An 18,512-nucleotide genomic window follows, 5' to 3' on the forward strand; every position below is an offset into this window, starting at 1 on the left:
CGCCCTGAACACCTTCATTCTCTCGCGGGGGTCTGACAATTCCGGGGCCGGCGGCGGCCGCTCAGCCCTTCTCCATGTAGGCCGCGCGGTCCTCGTCGAGCAGGCTCTCCAGCGCGGTGCGCAGCTCCGGGTGGGCGGTCAGCTCGCGGTCCTCGGCGACCAGCCGGGTGGCCTCCGTCCGGGCGGTGAGGATGACCTCCTCGTCCTCCAGCACCGAGAGCACCTTGAGCGAGGACTTCACCCCGGACTGCGCCTGGCCCAGCACGTCGCCCTCGCGGCGCTGTTCGAGGTCGATCCGGGACAGCTCGAAGCCGTCCAGGGTGCCGGCCACCGCGTCCAGCCGGGCCCGGGCGGCGCTGCCCGCGGGCATGTCGCTGACCAGCAGGCACAGGCCCGCGGCGCTGCCGCGGCCGACCCGGCCGCGCAGCTGGTGGAGCTGGGAGACACCGAAGCGGTCGGCGTCCATGATGACCATCGCGGTGGAGTTGGGGACGTTGACGCCGACCTCGATGACGGTGGTGGCGACCAGCACGTCCACCTCGCCGGCCGTGAAGCGGCGCATCACCTCGTCCTTGGCCTCCGGGGCCAGCCGGCCGTGCAGGATCTCCACCCGCAGGCCCTGCAACGGCCCCCCGACCAGCTTCCCGGCGGTCTCCACCACCGAGAGCGGGGGCCGCCGTTCGTCGCTCCCGGCACCGGCGTCGGAGACGTCCTCCAGGTCCTCCTCGGCCGCCTTCCGCTTCTTCTTCGGCTCGGCGGCGGGCTCCTCGTCCCCGATCCGGGGGCAGACCACGTACGCCTGGTGGCCCTTGGCGACCTCCTCGCGTACGCGCTCCCAGGCCCGGGTGAGGAAGTTGGGCTTCTCCAGCGCGGGGACGACGTGGGTGGAGATCGGCGAGCGGCCGGCCGGCAGCTGGTCGAGGACGGAGGTCTCCAAGTCCCCGAAGACGGTCATCGCGACGGTGCGCGGGATCGGGGTGGCGGTCATCACCAGCAGGTGCGGCGGCTGTTCGCCCTTGGCGCGCAGGGCGTCCCGCTGTTCGACGCCGAAGCGGTGCTGCTCGTCGACCACGACCAGGCCGAGGTCCTGGAACTGGACCTTGTCCTCGATCAGCGCGTGGGTGCCGATGGCGATGCCCGCGTCTCCGCAGGCCATGTCGAGCAGCGCCTGGCGGCGGGCCGGGACGCCCATGGAGCCGGTCAGCAGCACCACCCGGGTGCCGAGGTCGGAGCCGCCGAGCATGCCGCCCTCCGCCAGGTCGCCCATCATCTCGACGATCGAGCGGTGGTGCTGCTGGGCCAGCACCTCGGTGGGCGCGAGCAGCACGGCCTGGCCGCCCGCGTCGACCACGGCGAGCATGGCGCGCAGCGCGACCAGGGTCTTGCCGGAGCCGACCTCGCCCTGGAGCAGCCGGTGCATCGGGTGCTCGCTCGCGAGATCGGCGGCGATCTCGGCGGACACCTTCTGCTGGCCCTCGGTGAGGGTGAACGGCAGCCGGGCGTCGAAGGCGTCCAGCAGGCCGCCCGCGCGGGCCCTGCGCGGGACGGCGGGCAGCGCGGACTCGGCGGCCCGGCGCTGGGCCAGGGCGACCTGGAGGACGAAGGCCTCGTCCCAGCGCAGCCGGCTCTGGGCGAGCTCGCGGTCGGCCTGGCCGCGCGGGCGGTGGATCAGCTCCAGCGCCTCGGGCAGCGGGATCAGCCCGTGCCGCTCGCGCAGTTCGGCGGGCAGTGGCTCGCCGACGTCGCCCAGGTGCTTGGTGAGGGCCGTCTCGACGCAGATCGACAGCTTCCAGCTGGGCATCTGCGCGCTGGCGCCGTAGACCGGGATCAGCCGACCGGCGAACTGCCGGGCGGCGTCCGACCCGGCCTCCTCGTCGAGCAGCTGGTAGTCCGGCGAGACCAGCTGGCGGCTGCGGTTGAAGACCCCGACCTTGCCCGCGAACAGGCCCTGGGCGCCGGACTTGAGCTCCTTCTGCCGCCAGCCCTGGTTGAAGAAGACCAGCGAGAGCCGGCTGCGGCCGTCGGTGACGACGACCTCCAGCCGGTCGCCCTTGCGGCCGCGGAACGGGATCAGGGTGACCTTCTCGATCCGGGCCAGCACGGTGACGTGCTCGTCGATCTCCAGCTCGTCCAGGCTGGTGAGCTGGCCGCGCTCGACGTAGCGGCGCGGATAGTGGTGCAGCAGGTCCCCGACCGTGCGCAGCTTGAGGCTGTCGGCGAGCACCTTCGCGGTGCGGTCGCCGACGAGTTTGGTCAGTGGTTCATCGAGAGCGCCCATCAGGCCCCTGTTTACACCACGGGGCCGACATTCCGGGCTCCGCGGCGTGCCCTACTCCACCCCGATGAGCAGCGGCGCGGACTCCTGGCCGCCGTGGAAGACCACCGCGTCGACCTCGGGCCGCCGGTGCCGGGCGTGTGCCACCAGGCGGTCGGCGAGCGCCTCGTCGGCGCCCTCGCCGAGGACCAGGGTGACGAGTTCGCCGCCCGCGCCGAGCATCCGGTCCAGCACGCTCGCCCCGACCTCGGCCAGCCCGGTGCCGATCACCGCGACGTCGCCGTCGATCAGGCCGAGCACGTCCCCGGCCTGGCAGACCCCGGCCATCGTCCAGGACTCCCCCTCGGCCACGGCGAGTTCGGCGTACCGGGTGGCACCTGCCGCGGAGGTCATGGCGACCACGTCCTCGTCGAAGCGGCGCCCGCCCTCGTGCACCGCGAGCGCCGCCAGGCCCTGCACCGGCGAGCGGGTCGGCAGCACGGCGATCCGCACGCCCTCCTCGCGCAGCTGGTCGGCGGCGGCCCCGGCGGCGGCGCGCAGTTCGGGGTCGTTGAGCAGCAGGACGACCTCGCGGGCGGCCGAGCGGCGCACGGCGGCGGCGAGTTCGGCACTGGCCGGCGGGCGGTCCGGGTCGGCGTGCAGGGCGACGGCGCCGGCCTGCTCGCACAACTCGGCCAGTCCCCCGCCGGACACCACGCAGAGCACCGCGCGGGCCCGGTCCCGGCGTTCGCCGCGCTCGGCGGCGCTGCCGGCCCGGGCGGCGGCCTCGGCGAAGTGCGTGATCCGGATCTGGTGCGGCCGCCCGGCCTCGACCCCGGCCTCGACGGCGGCGCCCGCGTCGTCCACGTGGACGTGCACGTTCCACAGGCCGTCGCCGCCGCCGACCACCAGGGAGTCGCCGAGCGCGCCGAGCCGCTCGCGCAGCGCGGGCAGGGCCTCGTCGGGCGCGTCGAGCAGGTAGATCACCTCGAACGCGGGGTGGCCGGGGCCCGGCGGCCTCAGGTGCACCGCGCAGCTGTCGACCTCCCGGACGTCCCCGCGCAGCGCGACCGGGCCCATCGGCTGCTGCCCGGCGACGGCGTCGGCGAGCGCGCCGAGCACGGCGACCAGGCCGCGTCCGCCGGCGTCCACGACCCCGTTCTCGGCCAGCACGGCGAGCTGTTCGGGGGTGTGCCGCAGCGCGTCCCGGGCGGCCCGGTAGGCGGTGTCGGCGACCTGCGCGAGCCCGTCCCCGGCCCGGACGGCCTCCCGGGCGGCGACCCGGGCGACGGTCAGCAGGGTGCCCTCGACGGGCTCCGCGACGGCCTGGTAGGCGGAGTCGGCGGCCCGTTGCAGGGCGGCCCGCAGCTGGTCGGCGCCGCCGCCCTCGGCGAGCGTCTCGGCGGTGCCGCGCAGCCATTGGGCGAGGATCACCCCGGAGTTGCCGCGGGCGCCGACCAGCGCGCCGCGGGCCATCGCCCGTGCGGTGTCGGCCAGGCCGGGGGCCGGGTCGGCGGCGGGGTCGGCGAAGCGGCTCTCCACCTCGGCGGCGGCGGACTCGACGGTCAGGTAGAGGTTGGTGCCGGTGTCACCGTCCGGGACGGGATAGACGTTGAGCGCGTCGATCTCCTCGCGGGCCTGGCCGAGCGCACGCAGGGCGAGCTGGCACCAGGTGCGCACGGCCGGGGCGTCGAGCGTGTGCAGCACCAGGTCTCCTCCGGGTGGGACGCCGCGACGGCCTGCGGGGCAGCAGCACGGCCAAGGCCGCGGCGAGGGGTGATACCGGCAGGTTATCGGGGGCCGGGGAGGGTCGCCCGGACCGGCGACCGGAGCGATCACCCTGCCGGACATGGTAGTTTCGTTGAACCGGAACAGGCGTTGTATGCTCTTCCGGTTGCCTGGAACAATCCAGGCTCACCCCTCGGTCCGGTCAGGTTCACGCGAGTGCTCCGCTGGTCCAGCGGGGTTGTCGAACGTAAATGATCTGAAGTCTTGGAGTGACTCCTGTGGCTGCCAACTGCGACGTCTGCGGCAAGGGGCCGGGCTTCGGCAACAGCATCTCCCACTCGCACCGCCGTACCCCCCGTCGTTGGAACCCCAACATTCAGACGGTGCGCGCTGTGATTGGGCGGACGCCGAAGCGGCTCAACGTCTGCACCTCGTGCATCAAGGCCGGTAAGGTCTCGCGCTGACGCGCAGACCGGCATGCCGGTCCTCCAGTGAAGCCGGTTCATCCTCGGATGAACCGGCTTCACTGTTTTTCCGCCGCGCTTTCCGGCCGCTGATTTCCGGCCGGCTTCCCGCCGCACCCGTGTTCCCCGCCACATCCGTGGTGGTGGGCGGGCCCGGGGGCCCGCCCACCGGCCGGGTCAGCGCCAGCGCCAGGCGTGGTCGACCGGGCCGATCCCGGCACCGAGCGCGAAGCCGCCGGCGATCGCGCCGGTGATGTAGGCCTTGGCCGAGCCGACCGCCTCCGGCAGCGACTCGCCCTTGGCCAGCCCGGCCGCGATCGCGCTGGCCAGGGTGCAACCGGTGCCGTGGGTGTGCCGGTTGTCGTAGCGCGGCGCCCGGTACCAGTGCACCTCGCCGGGCCCGCCGTAGAGCAGGTCCGCGGCCTCACCCTCCAGGTGGCCGCCCTTGACCAGCGCCCAGCGCGGCCCGAGGTCGAGCAACGCCTTGGCGGCGTCCAGCATCTGCCCCTCGTCCTCGACCGTCCGGCCGGTGAGCTGGGTCACTTCGTGCAGGTTGGGGGTGGCCAGGGTGGCGACCGGCAGCAGCCGTTCGCGGACGGTGGCGACGGCCTCGGCGGCCAGCAGGGCGTCCCCGTGCTTGGAGACGCCGACCGGGTCGACGACCACCGGGGCGTCCACCCCGGCCAGCAGTTCGGAGACGGTCTCGACCAGTTCGATCGAGGCGAGCATGCCGGTCTTCACGGCCTGCACCCCGATGTCGTCGACCACGCTGCGGAACTGCGCCCGGACGGCCTCGGCGGGCAGCTCCCAGTAGCCCTGGACGCCGAGCGAGTTCTGCGCGGTGACGGCGGTGATCACGCTCATGCCGTGGACGCCGAGAGCGAGCATCGCCTTGAGGTCGGCCTGGATGCCGGCGCCACCGCCGGAGTCGGAGCCGGCGACGGTGAGCACGCGGGGAGGGGCGGTGGAGGGGCCGCGCGCAGCGCGTCGGCCAGGGGCGGGGGTGGGAGACGGGTGGGCCATGAGGTCAACCTACCTGCGCGCGTTCGGAGCGCGGCACCCTACCTGCGCGCGACCAGAGCACGGCCTCAGAGCACGGCCTCGGACTCCACCCAACGGTCCTCCGGCACCGTCTTCAGCCTGGTCACCGCGTCGGCGATCGGCACCAGCTCGATCCCGGTCCGGCGCAGCGCGGTGAAGTGGCCGAACGCGCCCTGGTGGACGGCCTCGACGGCGTGCCAGCCGAAGCGGGTGGCGAGCACGCGGTCCCGGGCGGTCGGGGTGCCGCCGCGCTGGGTGTGCCCGAGGATGACCGGGCGGGCCTCCTTGCCGAGCAGGTTCTCCAGTTCGTGGGCGAGCCGGTTGCCGATCCCGCCGAAGGTCCGGTGGCCGTACTGGTCGACCTCGCCGTGGTCGAAGCGCATGGTGCCGGGCATCGGGGCGGCGCCCTCCGCGACGGCGATGATGGCGAACTTCTTGCCGCGGTCGAAGCGGTCGTCGACCATCCGGGCCACCGCCTCGATGTCGAAGGGCTTCTCCGGGATGAGGATGCCGTGCGCGCCGCCGGCCATGCCCGCGGTGAGGGTGATCCAGCCGGTGTGACGGCCCATCAACTCGACGACCATGACGCGCTGGTGGGATTCCGCGGTGGTCTTGAGCCGGTCGATCGCCTCGGTCGCGACGTGCACCGCGGTGTCGAAGCCGAAGGTGGCGTCGGTGGCGTTGATGTCGTTGTCGATGGTCTTGGGCACCCCGACGACCGGCAGTCCGGCGTCGCTGAACAGCCTGGCGGCGGTCAGCGTGCCCTCGCCGCCGATCGCGATGAGCGCGTCGATGCCGATGTCCCGGGCCAGCGTCCTCGCGTTCTCCACCGCCCAGGAGATCCGCTCGCGCTGCACCCGGGCGGAGCCCAGGACGGTGCCGCCGAGGGTGAGCAGGCCGGTGACGTCGTCGTGCGAGACCGGCCGGGTGCGGCCTTCGATCAGGCCGAGGAAGCCGTCCAGGATGCCGACGATCTCGTCGCCGTGCACGTCCGTGCCCCGGTGCACGACGGAGCGGATCACCGCGTTGAGGCCGGGGCAGTCGCCGCCGCTGGTCAGTACACCGATACGCATGACTGGGTGCGCTCCCGCTCGCAGTGGTTCAGACCACCCACACCAGACGGCGGGCGGGCTCGGTTGTCGCCAGCCTACGCAAAACGGACCCGCGAAGCCCGTGCGCCGCGAGTCCGGGGGTCACGCGCCGCCCGCCGCGCGCCGGTGTCCGGGGGTCACCCGCCGTGTGCCGTACGACAATCGGCGCGGCCGCCCGTCACTCGGCGAAGTGGTCCCAGCCGCCGACCCGGTCCCAGGGCGCGCCGTCCACCGTCACCCGGCCGCTGCGGCTGCCCCGGGGGCGGCCGGTCACCTCGCCCACCACCCGCCAGCGGGCCGGGAGTTGGACCCCGCGCGGGAAGGTCGCCACGATCGCGTGGTCCTCGCCGCCGGACAGCACCCAGACGAGCGGGTCCACCCCGACCGCCTGTCCGATGTCGGCCATCTGCGCCGGGACGTCGAAGTCGGCGGCCTTCAGGTCGATGTCCACCGCGCTGGCCCGGGCCACGTGGCCGAGGTCGGCGACCAGTCCGTCGCTCACGTCGATCATCGAGGTCGCGCCCAACTCGGCGCCGCCCGGGCCCGCGTGGTACGGCGGCTCGGGCCGGCGGTGCGCCTCGACGAAGGCGCGCGGGGAGCGGAAGCCGCGTTGCAGCACGGTGAGTCCGGCGGCCGACCAGCCGAGCCAGCCGGTCACCGCGACCACGTCGCCGACCTGCGCGCCGGCGCGCGTCACCGGCGCGCGCCCCTGGAGGTCCCCGAGCGCCGTGATGGCCAGCGTGACGGTGTCGCCGCGCACCACGTCGCCGCCGACCACCGTCGCCCCGGCCACCTGGCACTCGTCGCGCAGCCCGTCCATCAGCTCGGTGGCCCAGGTGGTGGGCAGGTCGGCGGGGGCGACCAGGCCGAGCAGTATCGCGGTGGGCACCGCTCCCATGGCGGCCACGTCGGCGAGGTTCTGGGCGGCGGCCTTGCGGCCCACGTCGTAGGCGGTGGACCAGTCCCGGCGGAAGTGCCGGTTCTCGATCAGGACGTCCGTGGTGGCCACCACCCGGCCGTCCGGGGCCTTCACCACCGCGGCGTCGTCACCGGGGCCGAGGTCCACCGCGTCGGTGAGCGGCACCCGGGCGGTCAGCTCCCTGATGAGACCGAACTCGCCGAGCTCGCCCACGGTCCCCTGCATCTGCCGTCCTCTCGCATGTCCATCTGAACTCGTCCCCGTCGCGCCCCCGCGCGCAGCGTACGCCCTTCCGGGGTGTCGGGGTCTCCCCTCCCCGGCCCACCGCGCGGTAGCGTGGTGATCAGACTGCCGGTGAGCCCGTTCCCACCCCGACGACCGTCCGGGCGATCACGGCGGCGATCCCCGTAACCGGCCGCCGGAGGTCCCCGTGGTACAGGCATACATCCTGATCCAGACCGAGGTCGGCAAGGCCACCGCCGTGGCCCAGTCGATCTCCGAGATTCCCGGCGTCCTCCAGGCCGAGGACGTCACCGGCCCGTACGACGTCATCGTCCGGGCCGAGGCCGACACCGTGGACGACCTGGGCCGCCTGGTGGTGGCCAAGGTCCAGCAGGTCGAGGGCATCACCCGCACCCTCACCTGTCCGGTGGTGCACCTGTAAGACCCGGCTACCATCGGCGGGTGGCCAGAGAACTCCGAATCCCCCGGGCGCTGACGGCACTGCCGGCGCCCGTCCGCTGGCTGGCCCTGCCGCTCGCCCTGACCTGCACGGTCGTCGTGCTGCTCGGCAGTTGGGGCTCCGCCGACGAATCGGTGGCGGCCCCCCGGCCGGGCGGCAAGGCGGCCGAGTACTGCCGCGCGCTGGCCGCGGCCCTGCCGCAGGAGCTGCTCGGCCACGCCCGCAAGGACCCGTCGCCCGCCTCGCCGTACGTGGCCGCGTGGGCCAGCTCGCCCCGCACGGTGCTGCGTTGCGGCATCGACCGTCCGGAGGAACTGGACGGCGAGCACGCCAAGGACTGGTCGCCGACCGTGGACGACGTCACCTGGTGGTCGCAGAAGCTCACCGACGGCGGCTACCGCTTCGTGACGACCATGCGCGCCGCCTACGTCGAGGTGACCGTCCCGGCCGGTGCTGCGGCCAACCCCTTCGACCCGGCCGCCGCCCTCACCGGCGCGGTGAAGGCCACCGTCCCGGGCTGAGCCCGCGAGCGCGCCGAGGAGGGCGGGCCGGGAGCTTCCCGGCCCGCCCTCCGTCGTTCGCGCGCGGCTACCGCAGGCCGGTCGAGCGGCGCAGCGCCGCCTGGAGCAGCCGGTCGATCAGCTCCGGGTAGGACAGCCCGGTGGCCTCCCACATCTTCGGGTAGGCCGAGATCGGGGTGAAGCCGGGCATGGTGTTGATCTCGTTGACCATCCAGGTGCCGTCCTCCAGCAGGAAGAAGTCCACCCGGGCCAGGCCCTCGCAGCCGAGCGCGTCGAACGCGGCCACCGCCTGGCGGCGGATCTCGGCGGTCTGCTCGTCGTCGAGCTTCGCCGGGATCTGCACCTCGGACGAGTCGATGTACTTGGCCTCGAAGTCGTAGAAGTCGAAGCCGTCGCCGACCAGCACCTCGGCCGGGAGGCTGGCCTTCGGGCCGTCCTCGGTCTCCAGCACGCCGCACTCGATCTCGCGGCCGCTCACGCCGGCCTCGATGATCAGCTTGGGGTCGTGCCGGCGGGCCTCCTCGATCGCGGCGTCGAGGTCGGCGAGGTCCTTGACCTTGGTGATGCCCATGCTGGAGCCGGCCCGGCAGGGCTTCACGAACAGCGGCAGGCCGAGCTCGGCGGCCCGCTCGCGCACCGCGGCGCGGCCGGCCTCGCTCTCCCAGTCGCGCGGCCGCACGATGGTGTACCGGCCGACGCCCAGGCCGTGCGAGGCCAGGATCCGCTTGGTGAACTCCTTGTCCATGCCGACCGCGCTGGACAGCACGCCGTTGCCGACGTAGGGCACGCCGGACAGCTCCAGCAGGCCTTGCAGGGTGCCGTCCTCTCCCCAGGGGCCGTGCAGCAGCGGGAACACCACGTCGACCTCGCCGAGGGCCTTGGGGGTGCTCCCCGGCTCGCTCAGGACGACCTCCCGGTCGCCCGGGGCGATCGGCAACGCGACCTGCCCGTCCACGGACTCGGCGACGCCCGGGACGTCCGGCATCCGGCCGTCGGTGATCGCCATCCGGGCGGGCTCGTCGCTGACCAGCGCCCAGCGGCCCTCGGGGGTGATCCCGATCGGGAGCACCTCGTACTTCTCGCGGTCGATCGCCTTGAGCACGCTGCCGGCGGTGACCACCGAGACGCCGTGCTCGGAGCTGCGTCCGCCGAAGACCAGCGCGACGCGCGGCTTCGCAGCGGACGGGTTCGGGGAGGACTGTTCGATGCTCATATCGGGTTTGAGACTACCGTGCGAAGGGTTTCCGGGGCGTCAGCCGCCCCCGACCACCGCCCCGGACCACCGCCTCGCCGTCAGCGCCGCTCGGCACCACTCGGCACCGCTCAGCGCCGCTCGGCCTTCGCCGAACGGGACATCAGGGCCTGGAGCGCCTCCTGGGTGGGCCGCCCGTTGTGCACGACATCCACCACCGCCTCGACGATCGGCATGTCGACGCCGTTGCGCCGGGCCAGGTCGAGCACCGACTCGCAGGACTTGACGCCCTCCGCGGTCTGCCGGGTCGCCGCGATGGTCTCCGCGAGCGACATGCCCCGGCCCAGGTTCATGCCGAAGGTGTTGTTGCGCGACAGCGGCGAGGAGCAGGTGGCGACCAGGTCGCCCATCCCGGCGAGCCCGGCGAAGGTGTGCGGGTCGGCGCCGAGCACCTCGCCGAGCCGGGTGGTCTCGGCCAGCCCGCGGGTGATCAGCGTCGCCTTGGTGTTGTCGCCGAGTCCCATGCCGGCCGCCATGCCGACCGCCAGGCCGATCACGTTCTTGACCGCCCCGCCGAGCTCGCAGCCCAGCACGTCGGTGTTGGTGTACGGGCGGAAGTACGGCGTGTGGCAGGCCGCCTGGAGCCGCTTGGCGACCGCCTCGTCCGCGCAGGCGACGACGCTGGCGGCGGGCTGCCGGTTGGCGATCTCCCGGGCCAGGTTGGGCCCGCTGACCACCGCGACGCGCTCCGGGCCGACCTTGGTGACCTCGTCGATCACCTCGCTCATCCGCTTGGCCGTGCCGAGTTCGATGCCCTTCATCAGGCTCACCAGCACGGTCTGCGGCTCGATCAGCGGCGTCCAGGCGGCCAGGTTGTCGCGCAGCGTCTGCGAGGGCACCACCAGGACGGCGAAGTCGGCGCCGGCCAGCGCCTCGGCGGCGTCGGTGGTGGCCCGGACGGAGCCCGGCAGCGGCACGCCCGGCAGGTAGTCCGGGTTCTCGTGCGTGGTGTTGATGGCGTCGACGAGTTCCTGGCGGCGGGCCCACAGGACGACGTCGCTGCCCGCGTCGGCCAGCACCATCGCGAAGGCGGTGCCCCAGGAGCCCGTCCCCATCACTGCGCAGCGGGTCACCGGCCGCCCTCCTCGTCGTCGTTGCCGCCCTTGGCGCGCCGGCGTTCGGCGGCGGCCGCGGCGGCGCGGTTCCGGGCGGCCTTGCGCATGTCGTAGCGCTCGGCCGGCGGCTCCTCGCCGCGGACGTCGGCCAGCACGGCGGTGATCGCCGTCATGATGTCCTCGGTGGCGTCGTTGAGCACCTGGGCGGTGAGCTCCTGGCCCCGGTACTTGCTCAGGTCCACCGCGGGCCCCGCCGCCACGGTGACCCGGTGGCGCGGGAAGAGGTTGAACTTGCCCTTCCCGAAGCCCGGACGGCCGTACGGCGGGATGATCTCGTGCGCTCCCCAGTGTGCGACCGGGATGACCGGCGCGCCGGTCATCAGCGCGACCCGGGCGACGCCGCTCTTGCCGGTCATCGGCCACAGGTCCGGGTCCCGGGTGAGTGTGCCCTCCGGGTAGAACTGCACGCACTGGCCGCCGTTGACGGCGTCGATAGCGGCCCGGAAAGCCTGCGCGGCATCGGTGGACTCGCGGAACACCGGAATCTGGCCGGTCTTGCGCAGCATGAATCCGATGAAGGGAATCGAGAACAGCGAGGACTTGCCGAGAATGCGCGGCGGACGGCCGCTGTTGTACTGCCAGTGCGCGTAGATCACCGGGTCGATGATCGAATTGTGGTTCACCGCGGCGATGAAGCCGCCTTCCTTCGGAAGGTGCTCCCAGCCCCGCCAGTCGGGCTTCACCAGCGCGGTCGTCACCGGCTTCACCAGCACGGCCGCGAAGCGGTACCAGATGCCGTAGTCGGCGTTGCCGAACTTGGCGTACGAGCGGCGGGCCACCCCAGGTCCTCCTCATCCGAAGCGGCACGTGGGGTGCCGCGGTCATAACCTCCCGGTGCCGCGCACCGGTACGGGACCGGTGCCCGGGTGACGGGCGCGGAACAGTCTCGCCCGGCTGCTCACCGGCTGTCGAGCGACCGCACCAACCCGCCCGGCAGGCGTGATCAAACGCACGTCCGCACAGATCGGACGGCCTGGCGAGGGCTCCGGGACCGGCGTCACAATGACGCCGATGACCCAGGACACCGTACGCCCCAACGGGCCCGTCGCGCCCCCCGCACCCGCCACCGACTGGTCGCTGGTGCTGCCGCTCAAGCCGCTCGCCCTCGCGAAGAGCCGACTGGCCCCGTACGCCGGGCCGCACCGGGCGGACCTCGCGCTGTCCTTCGCGCTCGACACCGCCACCGCCGCACTGGCCACCCCGGGCGTCGCCCGGGTCCTGGTGGTCACCCGGGACGCGGCGGCCGGCGCCCGGCTGGCGGCACTGGGCGCGGTGGTGGTCGCCGACGAACCCGGCGAGGGCCTCAACGAGGCGCTGGTGCACGGCACGGCGGCCGCCCTGGCGCTCGCCCCGCGCTCGCCGCTGGCCGCCCTCTCGGCGGACCTGCCGGCCCTGCGCCCGGTCGAACTGGCCCGGGTGCTGGGCGCGGTGCCGCCGGACGGCCGGGCCTTCCTGCCGGACTCCCCAGGCCTCGGCACCACGCTGCTCGCCTGTACCCCCGGCCGCCCGCTCTCGCCCGCCTTCGGGGACGGCTCGCGGGCCCGGCACGCGGCCGGCGGAGCACTCGAACTTCGCCTGGCGGACGTGGAGTCGGTGCGCCGGGACGTCGACACCGGCGCGGACCTCGGCGAGGCCGCGGCGCTCGGCCTCGGCCCGTACACCAGCGTCCTGTTCGCCCGGCTGGCGCGGGCCTGACCGGCGCCCCGCGGGACGCCGCCCGGTCGGCCGGGGCCGCTCGCTATGCTGCTGCCATGCAGGCCACCGCGTTCACCTTCGACCCCGCCACCCGGGCCGGCTCCGTGCTGCTCGACGACGGGACCCCGGTGCCGTTCGACGCGGCCGCCTTCGACGCCGGCGGTCTGCGGCTGCTGCGACCGGGCCAGCGGGTGCGGATCCGCACCGAGGGCGCCGGCGAGGCCCGCCGGGTGGTCTTCGTGACGCTGCAGACCTTCCCCGACCCGGCCGCGGGCTGACCGTCCTCCGCTGACCGTCCCCCCGCTGGTCCTCCCCCGCCGTCCGGCACGCCCGCCGCCGCGTTCCGTGCCTGGTCACCGTCGGTCGCAGAATCCTGACTAAGCGCCCGGAAATCGAAAGAGCCGCGGCGACCCGGTCTCCGCAATTCACGGAGGGGGGGTGCCGCGGCTCTCTGCCGAAGGCCGTCCGAGGACCGCTGCGCGGGACTACTTGGCAGAGGTCTTGCGCGCGGTGGTCTTGCGGGTGGCGGTCTTCTTCGCCGGAGCCGTCTTCTTGGCCGTCGCGGTCGCCTTCTTGGCGGTCGCGGTGGTCTTCTTGGCGGCGGCGGTGGTGGTCGCCTTCTTGGCGGCGGCGGCCGTCTTCTTGGTCGCGGTCGCGGTGGTCTTCTTCGCGGCGGCGGTGGTGGTCGCCTTCTTGGTGGCGGTCGCCTTCTTCGCGGCGGCGGTGGTGGTCGCCTTCTTGGCCGCGGCCGTGGTCGCCGTCTTCTTGGCGGCGGCCTTCTTGGCCGGAGCGGCGGCGGCGGCCGTGGCGGCACGCTTGGTGGCGGCGCGCTTGGCGGCCGGGGTGGCGGCGACGCCGCTCTTGCCCGGGGTGAGGGAGCCCTTGGGGGCCTTCTTCACCGAGGGGCCTTCCTTCGGCAGCTTCTTGCTGCCGCTGACCAGGTCCTTGAAGCCCTGGCCGGGACGGAAGCGGGGCACCGAGGTCTTCTTGACCTTGACCTTCTCGCCGGTCTGCGGGTTGCGGGCGAAGCGCGCGGAGCGCTCCACCTTCTCGAAGGTGCCGAAACCAGTGACCGAAACCCGGTCACCGGCCACAACGGCACGGACCATGGTGTCGAGCACTGCGTCGACGGCCTCTGCGGCAGCCTTGCGACCGCCCAGCTGCTCGGCCACCGCTTCGACAAGCTGAGCCTTGTTCACGTCTTCCCCTTCGGAAACGGGCGCCGGATGATTCCATCCGTTCTTTTCGCACGTTAGGTATGTATCTGCGGACTTTCAATTACCAAACGCGCGAATCACCCTAGTGTCGCAATGGATTTGCGCGTCGGCGACCTCAGGCGACGGGCGGGCGCCCCTCGTCGAGGTCATGTACAAAGCGACTCAACCGCCTTGCCGCCTCCGGAAGATCGCGCTTGGCGGTCTCGGTGACGATGAGGAGTTGACGGGAGAGAGCGGTCTTTGCATCGGCAGACACGTTCAGCGCATGCACGCGGGCGTGAGCTTGCTTCAACCGCTCGGCCACAAGCGCGTAGAGCGCTGCGACTTCCTGGTCGTCCGGCCCCTCAGCTGGTGCGGAGGCGACGTCCGGCCGATCGTCAATTCGGCGTTCGGATCCCCGGCCCACGGACTCCGGAGCCGCGGGTTCGCCGCCCGCGTACGGAGGTTCATGGTGCCGGTGCATGTACTGATTGTGCCATCTACCCGCAGTTGTACTTGCGCGGGGCCCTCTCCGGCAAAGCCAAATGGGCAATCCGGGGTGGGCCGCGGCGCTAACTCGTGCTCCGGAACGGCGGATGGCCCGCCCCCCCGAAGGGGAGGCGGGCCATCCGGTGGATCGCCAGAATGCTTGTTCTGAGGGGATCTCAGGCAACCGGCAGAGTACGGGGCTTGAAGGTCGGACGGGTCGCTTCGAAGGCCGCGATGTCGGCCTCGTTCCGCAGGGTGATGCTGATGTCGTCCAGCCCGTTGAGCAGCCGCCACCGGACGTTGTCGTCCAGTTCGAAAGACGCGGTGACGCCCTCGGCCCGGACTTCGCGGGCTTCCAGATCAACGGTGATCTCGGCCGAAGGGTTACTCTCGGTGAGCGCCCAGAGCTGTTCCACGGTCTCTTGCGGCAGGACGACCGTCAGCAGTCCGTTCTTCAGGGAATTCCCACGGAAGATGTCCGCGAAGCGCGACGAGATGACCGCGTGGAAGCCGTAGTTCTGCAGCGCCCAGACGGCGTGCTCGCGGGAGGAGCCGGTGCCGAACTCCGGGCCGGCCACCAGGACCGTGGCGCCCTGCCGCTCGGGCTGGTTGAGGATGAACGACTCGTCCTTGCGCCAGGCCTCGAAAAGGCCGCCCTCGAAACCGGAACGGGTGACCTTCTTGAGCCAGTGGGCCGGGATGATCTGGTCGGTGTCCACGTTCGAGCGCCGCAGCGGAACGGCCCGGCCGGTGTGGGTGGTGAACTTCTCCATGGTTCTCAGGCCTCCACAGCCACGTTGGTGTCCGCCAGGTCGGAGGGCAGATCGGACGGTGCGGCCAGACGGCCCAGGACGGCGGTCGCGGCGGCGACCTGCGGGGACACCAGGTGGGTCCGGCCACCCTTGCCCTGCCGGCCCTCGAAGTTGCGGTTCGAGGTGGAGGCGCAGCGCTCCCCGGGGGCGAGCTGGTCGGGGTTCATGCCCAGGCACATCGAGCAGCCCGCGTGGCGCCACTCGGCGCCGGCCGCGGTGAACACCTTGTCCAGGCCCTCCTCCACGGCTTGCAGGGCGACCCGGACGGAGCCGGGGACGACGAGCATCCGTACGCCGTCGGCGATCCGGCGGCCCTCCACGACGGCGGCGGCGGCGCGCAGGTCCTCGATCCGGCCGTTGGTGCAGGAGCCGACGAAGACGGCGTCGACGGTGACCTCGCGCAGCGGGGTGCCGGCCTCCAGGCCCATGTAGGCGAGGGCGTTCTCGGCGGCCGCGCGCTCCTGCGGGTCGGCGAAGGAGGCCGGGTCCGGCACGTCGGAGCCCAGCGGGGCGCCCTGGCCGGGGTTGGTGCCCCAGGTGACGAACGGGGTCAGCGCGGCCGCGTCGACGAAGATCTCGTGGTCGAAGACCGCGTCCTCGTCGGTGCCCAGGGTCGACCAGTACGCGACGGCGGCGTCCCAGTCCTCGCCCTGCGGGGCGTGCGGACGGCCCTTGAGGTAGCCGAAGGTGGTCTCGTCCGGGGCGATCATGCCCGCCCGGGCGCCGGCCTCGATGGACATGTTGCAGATGGTCATCCGGGCCTCCATGGACAGGCCCCGGATCGCCGAACCGCGGTACTCCAGGACGTATCCCTGGCCGCCGCCGGTGCCGATCTTGGCGATCACGGCCAGGATCAGGTCCTTGGCGGTGACGCCCTCGGGCAGCTCGCCCTCGACCGTGACGGCCATGGTCCGGAACGGCGCCAGCGGCAGCGTCTGGGTGGCCAGCACGTGCTCGACCTGGCTGGTGCCGATGCCGAACGCCAGTGCGCCGAAGGCGCCGTGGGTCGAGGTGTGGGAGTCGCCGCAGACCACGGTCATGCCGGGCTGGGTCAGGCCCAGCTGCGGGCCGACCACGTGCACGACGCCCTGCTCGATGTCGCCGAGCGAGTGGATCCGGACACCGAACTCGGCGGCGTTGCGGCGCAGCGTCTCCAGCTGCACCTTGGACACCGGGTCGGCGATCGGCTTGTCGATGTCCACGGTGGGGGTGTTGTGGTCCTCGGTGGCGATCGTCAGATCGGTGCGGCGGACCGTCCGGCCGGCCAGCCGCAGCCCGTCGAAGGCCTGCGGGCTGGTCACCTCGTGGAGCAGGTGGAGGTCGATGAAGAGCAGGTCGGGCTCTCCCTCCGCGCGCCGCACGACGTGGTCGTCCCAGACCTTCTCTGCGAGTGTCCGTCCCATCGGATTCCCTCCAGCCGGCCGCGTTGCCGGCCTTCTCGTGTCGTCGAGGTCGGAGCTCCCGCCGCCCTGTGGCGGGCGCGTTCTCGCGACCTGCACGCCGGATCGCTGTCCACGATGCGGACACTCTGGTGAGGTCGCATCCTGGATGCCTCCCGGGCTGCTGCATCCAGAGTGGCGCTTTTCCCGGAAGATTGAACTTGCGTCTCGCGGAATGAGACTGCAGTCTTAGCGCATGGACAACTCTAGCGGCGTCGGCGTTCTCGACAAGGCCGCTCTGGTGCTGAGCGCACTGGAGTCGGGCCCCGCCACGTTGGCGGGGCTGGTCGCCGCCACCGGTCTGGCGCGCCCCACGGCCCACCGGCTCGCCGTCGCACTCGAACACCACCGTCTGGTCACCAGGGACATGCAGGGGCGATTCATCCTCGGCCCCCGTCTGTCCGAACTCTCCGCCGCGGCGGGCGAGGACCGGCTGCTCGCCACCGCGGGCCCGGTTCTGACCCACCTGCGCGACGTCACCGGCGAGAGCGCACAGCTCTACCGCCGCCAGGGCGAGATGCGGATCTGCGTAGCCGCCGCCGAGCGGCTCTCCGGTCTGCGGGACACCGTCCCGGTCGGCAGCACCCTGCCGATGAAGGCCGGCTCGGCCGCCCAGGTCCTGCTGGCCTGGGAGGAGCCCGAGCGGCTGCACCGCGGCCTCCAGGGCGCCCGCTTCACCGCCACCGCGCTCAGCGGCGTCCGCCGCCGCGGCTGGGCCCAGTCGATCGGCGAGCGCGAGCCGGGCGTCGCGTCCGTCTCCGCTCCCGTGCGCGGCCCCTCCAACCGCGTGGTGGCCTCCGTCTCCGTCTCCGGCCCGATCGAGCGGCTGACCCGCCACCCGGGCCGCCTGCACGCCCAGGCCATCATCGAGGCCGCGAACCGGCTCACCGAGGCCCTCCGCCGCGGCTGACCGCCGCACCCGGAAAGGGCCCCGCGCAGCACCACCGCGCGGGGCCCTTCGGAATGCTCCGGGAAATGCAAAAAAGACCCCGGAAACCGGGGCCTTCCAATTTCTGGCTGGGGTACCAGGACTCGAACCTAGACTAAATGAACCAGAATCACTCGTGCTGCCAATTACACCATACCCCAACACAAAGCAAGCGCCGATGGGATAACCCACCGGCTTCATGCTCTGGAGTACCCCCGACCGGATTCGAACCGGCGCTACTGCCGTGAGAGGGCAGCGTGCTAGGCCGCTACACAACGGGGGCTTCCTGGCGATCCCTTGCGGGATCAGTACCCCCGACCGGATTCGAACCGGCGCTACTGCCGTGAGAGGGCAGCGTGCTAGGCCGCTACACAACGGGGGCTTTCCAGGTGATCCCTTGCGGGATCGGTACCCCCGACCGGATTCGAACCGGCGCTACTGCCGTGAGAGGGCAGCGTGCTAGGCCGCTACACAACGGGGGCTTGTTCTTCACTTGTACTGCTGGACTTGCGTACTGCGCTGGGGTACCAGGACTCGAACCTAGACTAAATGAACCAGAATCACTCGTGCTGCCAATTACACCATACCCCACCAGAGTTGAACCCCTGTCGGGGCCTTCTCAGGCGTTGCGCCTCTCGTTCGGGGCCGGGTGGAGGGTTTCGCTCCCTCGTCCGTTCCCTCCCGGGCGGCGCAGAAAGAACATTACCCGACGCCGGCCCCGGCTCCAAAATCGATAACCCCAGGCAGCGGCCGGGCGTCCTGGCAGTGACGTCCGGGCGGTGACGTCCGGGCAGCTGCGGCGGCTTCGAGGCGGGCGTCGAAGTGGGGGTCGGTGAGGTGGGCCGCCAGCACGGCGCGCAGGGAGGGATGTCCAGCAGGACGCGGG

At 72.6% G+C, this 18,512-nt stretch carries 19 protein-coding genes and 5 tRNA genes; 6 read left to right on the top strand and 18 right to left on the bottom strand.

Annotated features, from left to right (window positions below; translation table 11 throughout):
• Positions 1-61: 61 nt before the first annotated feature.
• Both recG and AB0P03_RS28070 read right to left on the bottom strand, forming a co-directional pair.
• Positions 62-2,278, bottom strand: coding sequence for an ATP-dependent DNA helicase RecG (gene recG / locus AB0P03_RS28065; protein ID WP_363624914.1), 2,217 nt, complete (start codon positions 2,276-2,278; stop codon positions 62-64).
• A gap of 51 nt (positions 2,279-2,329) precedes the next feature.
• Positions 2,330-3,961 (bottom strand): DAK2 domain-containing protein, encoded by a 1,632-nt coding sequence (locus AB0P03_RS28070; RefSeq protein WP_363624916.1) that lies wholly within the window; start codon positions 3,959-3,961, stop codon positions 2,330-2,332.
• Between the two features lie 299 nt (positions 3,962-4,260).
• Between AB0P03_RS28070 and rpmB the strand changes: the two genes are divergently transcribed.
• Complete coding sequence (rpmB, locus tag AB0P03_RS28075) at positions 4,261-4,446, top strand: 50S ribosomal protein L28 (protein WP_014138233.1); 186 nt, start codon at positions 4,261-4,263, stop codon at positions 4,444-4,446.
• A gap of 177 nt (positions 4,447-4,623) precedes the next feature.
• Here the strand turns inward: rpmB and thiD are convergent, their stop codons facing one another.
• From thiD to AB0P03_RS28090, 3 genes are all read right to left on the bottom strand, one after another.
• Entirely contained in the window at positions 4,624-5,469 is an 846-nt protein-coding gene (gene thiD, locus AB0P03_RS28080) for a bifunctional hydroxymethylpyrimidine kinase/phosphomethylpyrimidine kinase (RefSeq protein WP_363585720.1), read from the bottom strand.
• 65 nt (positions 5,470-5,534) lie between these two features.
• Positions 5,535-6,560, bottom strand: a complete 1,026-nt coding sequence (locus AB0P03_RS28085) for an ATP-dependent 6-phosphofructokinase (RefSeq protein WP_363626126.1) — start codon at positions 6,558-6,560, stop codon at positions 5,535-5,537.
• A 196-nt stretch (positions 6,561-6,756) separates the two neighbouring features.
• Positions 6,757-7,722, bottom strand: a complete 966-nt coding sequence (locus tag AB0P03_RS28090) for a thiamine-phosphate kinase (protein WP_363585718.1) — start codon at positions 7,720-7,722, stop codon at positions 6,757-6,759.
• A gap of 205 nt (positions 7,723-7,927) precedes the next feature.
• Between AB0P03_RS28090 and AB0P03_RS28095 the strand changes: the two genes are divergently transcribed.
• On the top strand, positions 7,928-8,161 hold the full coding sequence (locus AB0P03_RS28095; RefSeq protein ID WP_363375953.1) for an Lrp/AsnC ligand binding domain-containing protein: 234 nt from the start codon (positions 7,928-7,930) through the stop codon (positions 8,159-8,161).
• 20 nt (positions 8,162-8,181) lie between these two features.
• Positions 8,182-8,700: a DUF3515 domain-containing protein gene (locus tag AB0P03_RS28100; RefSeq protein ID WP_363375955.1), complete on the top strand. Its 519-nt coding sequence runs from the start codon at positions 8,182-8,184 to the stop codon at positions 8,698-8,700.
• 67 nt (positions 8,701-8,767) lie between these two features.
• On the opposite strand, the gene AB0P03_RS28105 is transcribed toward AB0P03_RS28100, so the two are convergent.
• The 3 genes from AB0P03_RS28105 to AB0P03_RS28115 all read right to left on the bottom strand — a co-directional run bounded on the left by AB0P03_RS28105 (position 8,768) and on the right by AB0P03_RS28115 (position 11,846).
• A complete protein-coding gene (locus tag AB0P03_RS28105; protein ID WP_350882957.1) occupies positions 8,768-9,913 on the bottom strand; it encodes a D-alanine--D-alanine ligase family protein in 1,146 nt (381 codons plus the stop codon).
• Positions 9,914-10,023: 110 nt separating this feature from the next.
• Positions 10,024-11,007 (bottom strand): NAD(P)H-dependent glycerol-3-phosphate dehydrogenase, encoded by a 984-nt coding sequence (locus AB0P03_RS28110; protein ID WP_079135606.1) that lies wholly within the window; start codon positions 11,005-11,007, stop codon positions 10,024-10,026.
• A gap of 14 nt (positions 11,008-11,021) precedes the next feature.
• Positions 11,022-11,846, bottom strand: coding sequence for a lysophospholipid acyltransferase family protein (locus AB0P03_RS28115; protein WP_350882958.1), 825 nt, complete (start codon positions 11,844-11,846; stop codon positions 11,022-11,024).
• 232 nt (positions 11,847-12,078) lie between these two features.
• Between AB0P03_RS28115 and cofC the strand changes: the two genes are divergently transcribed.
• Together cofC and AB0P03_RS28125 are read left to right on the top strand one after the other, a co-directional pair.
• Positions 12,079-12,762 carry a 2-phospho-L-lactate guanylyltransferase gene (cofC, locus tag AB0P03_RS28120; RefSeq protein WP_363585717.1) on the top strand — a complete coding sequence of 228 codons (684 nt, stop codon included), beginning with the start codon at positions 12,079-12,081 and terminating at the stop codon, positions 12,760-12,762.
• A gap of 56 nt (positions 12,763-12,818) precedes the next feature.
• A complete protein-coding gene (locus tag AB0P03_RS28125; RefSeq protein ID WP_063347710.1) occupies positions 12,819-13,040 on the top strand; it encodes a hypothetical protein in 222 nt (73 codons plus the stop codon).
• A gap of 207 nt (positions 13,041-13,247) precedes the next feature.
• Here the strand turns inward: AB0P03_RS28125 and AB0P03_RS28130 are convergent, their stop codons facing one another.
• The 4 genes from AB0P03_RS28130 to leuC all read right to left on the bottom strand — a co-directional run bounded on the left by AB0P03_RS28130 (position 13,248) and on the right by leuC (position 16,662).
• Positions 13,248-13,961 carry an HU family DNA-binding protein gene (locus AB0P03_RS28130; RefSeq protein WP_350882962.1) on the bottom strand — a complete coding sequence of 238 codons (714 nt, stop codon included), beginning with the start codon at positions 13,959-13,961 and terminating at the stop codon, positions 13,248-13,250.
• Between the two features lie 133 nt (positions 13,962-14,094).
• Positions 14,095-14,283, bottom strand: coding sequence for a hypothetical protein (locus AB0P03_RS28135; RefSeq protein WP_079135607.1), 189 nt, complete (start codon positions 14,281-14,283; stop codon positions 14,095-14,097).
• Between the two features lie 340 nt (positions 14,284-14,623).
• A complete protein-coding gene (gene leuD / locus AB0P03_RS28140; RefSeq protein WP_363585716.1) occupies positions 14,624-15,220 on the bottom strand; it encodes a 3-isopropylmalate dehydratase small subunit in 597 nt (198 codons plus the stop codon).
• Between the two features lie 5 nt (positions 15,221-15,225).
• Positions 15,226-16,662: a 3-isopropylmalate dehydratase large subunit gene (leuC, locus tag AB0P03_RS28145; protein ID WP_363585715.1), complete on the bottom strand. Its 1,437-nt coding sequence runs from the start codon at positions 16,660-16,662 to the stop codon at positions 15,226-15,228.
• A 232-nt stretch (positions 16,663-16,894) separates the two neighbouring features.
• On the opposite strand from leuC, the gene AB0P03_RS28150 reads away from it, so the two are divergent.
• Positions 16,895-17,608, top strand: coding sequence for an IclR family transcriptional regulator (locus tag AB0P03_RS28150; protein WP_063347714.1), 714 nt, complete (start codon positions 16,895-16,897; stop codon positions 17,606-17,608).
• Positions 17,609-17,712: 104 nt separating this feature from the next.
• Here AB0P03_RS28150 and AB0P03_RS28155 read toward each other — a convergent pair.
• From AB0P03_RS28155 to AB0P03_RS28180, 6 genes are all read right to left on the bottom strand, one after another.
• Positions 17,713-17,787: transfer RNA gene (locus AB0P03_RS28155), tRNA-Gln, on the bottom strand.
• 49 nt (positions 17,788-17,836) lie between these two features.
• Positions 17,837-17,909: transfer RNA gene (locus AB0P03_RS28160), tRNA-Glu, on the bottom strand.
• 26 nt (positions 17,910-17,935) lie between these two features.
• Positions 17,936-18,008, bottom strand: a tRNA-Glu gene (locus AB0P03_RS28165).
• A gap of 27 nt (positions 18,009-18,035) precedes the next feature.
• A tRNA-Glu gene (locus AB0P03_RS28170) sits at positions 18,036-18,108 on the bottom strand.
• A gap of 37 nt (positions 18,109-18,145) precedes the next feature.
• Positions 18,146-18,217: transfer RNA gene (locus AB0P03_RS28175), tRNA-Gln, on the bottom strand.
• Between the two features lie 111 nt (positions 18,218-18,328).
• Positions 18,329-18,512, bottom strand: a 184-nt coding sequence (locus AB0P03_RS28180; RefSeq protein WP_363631493.1) for a hypothetical protein, incomplete at its 5' end; no start/stop codon positions are given.

The sequence above is a fragment of the Kitasatospora sp. NPDC088779 genome, assembly GCF_040685395.1.
GTDB lineage: Bacteria > Actinomycetota > Actinomycetes > Streptomycetales > Streptomycetaceae > Kitasatospora.

Excerpts from the sequence above, each read along its gene's own strand:
- recG (WP_363624914.1), bottom strand. The coding sequence starts at position 2,278 with ATGGGCGCTCTCGATGAACCACTGACCAAACTCGTCGGCGACCGCACC.
- thiD (WP_363585720.1), bottom strand. The coding sequence starts at position 5,469 with ATGGCCCACCCGTCTCCCACCCCCGCCCCTGGCCGACGCGCTGCGCGC.
- AB0P03_RS28085 (WP_363626126.1), bottom strand. The coding sequence starts at position 6,560 with ATGCGTATCGGTGTACTGACCAGCGGCGGCGACTGCCCCGGCCTCAAC.
- AB0P03_RS28090 (WP_363585718.1), bottom strand. The coding sequence starts at position 7,722 with ATGCAGGGGACCGTGGGCGAGCTCGGCGAGTTCGGTCTCATCAGGGAG.
- AB0P03_RS28105 (WP_350882957.1), bottom strand. The coding sequence starts at position 9,913 with ATGAGCATCGAACAGTCCTCCCCGAACCCGTCCGCTGCGAAGCCGCGC.
- AB0P03_RS28110 (WP_079135606.1), bottom strand. The coding sequence starts at position 11,007 with ATGGGGACGGGCTCCTGGGGCACCGCCTTCGCGATGGTGCTGGCCGAC.
- cofC (WP_363585717.1), top strand. The coding sequence starts at position 12,079 with ATGACCCAGGACACCGTACGCCCCAACGGGCCCGTCGCGCCCCCCGCA.
- AB0P03_RS28125 (WP_063347710.1), top strand. The coding sequence starts at position 12,819 with ATGCAGGCCACCGCGTTCACCTTCGACCCCGCCACCCGGGCCGGCTCC.
- leuD (WP_363585716.1), bottom strand. The coding sequence starts at position 15,220 with ATGGAGAAGTTCACCACCCACACCGGCCGGGCCGTTCCGCTGCGGCGC.
- leuC (WP_363585715.1), bottom strand. The coding sequence starts at position 16,662 with ATGGGACGGACACTCGCAGAGAAGGTCTGGGACGACCACGTCGTGCGG.
- AB0P03_RS28150 (WP_063347714.1), top strand. The coding sequence starts at position 16,895 with ATGGACAACTCTAGCGGCGTCGGCGTTCTCGACAAGGCCGCTCTGGTG.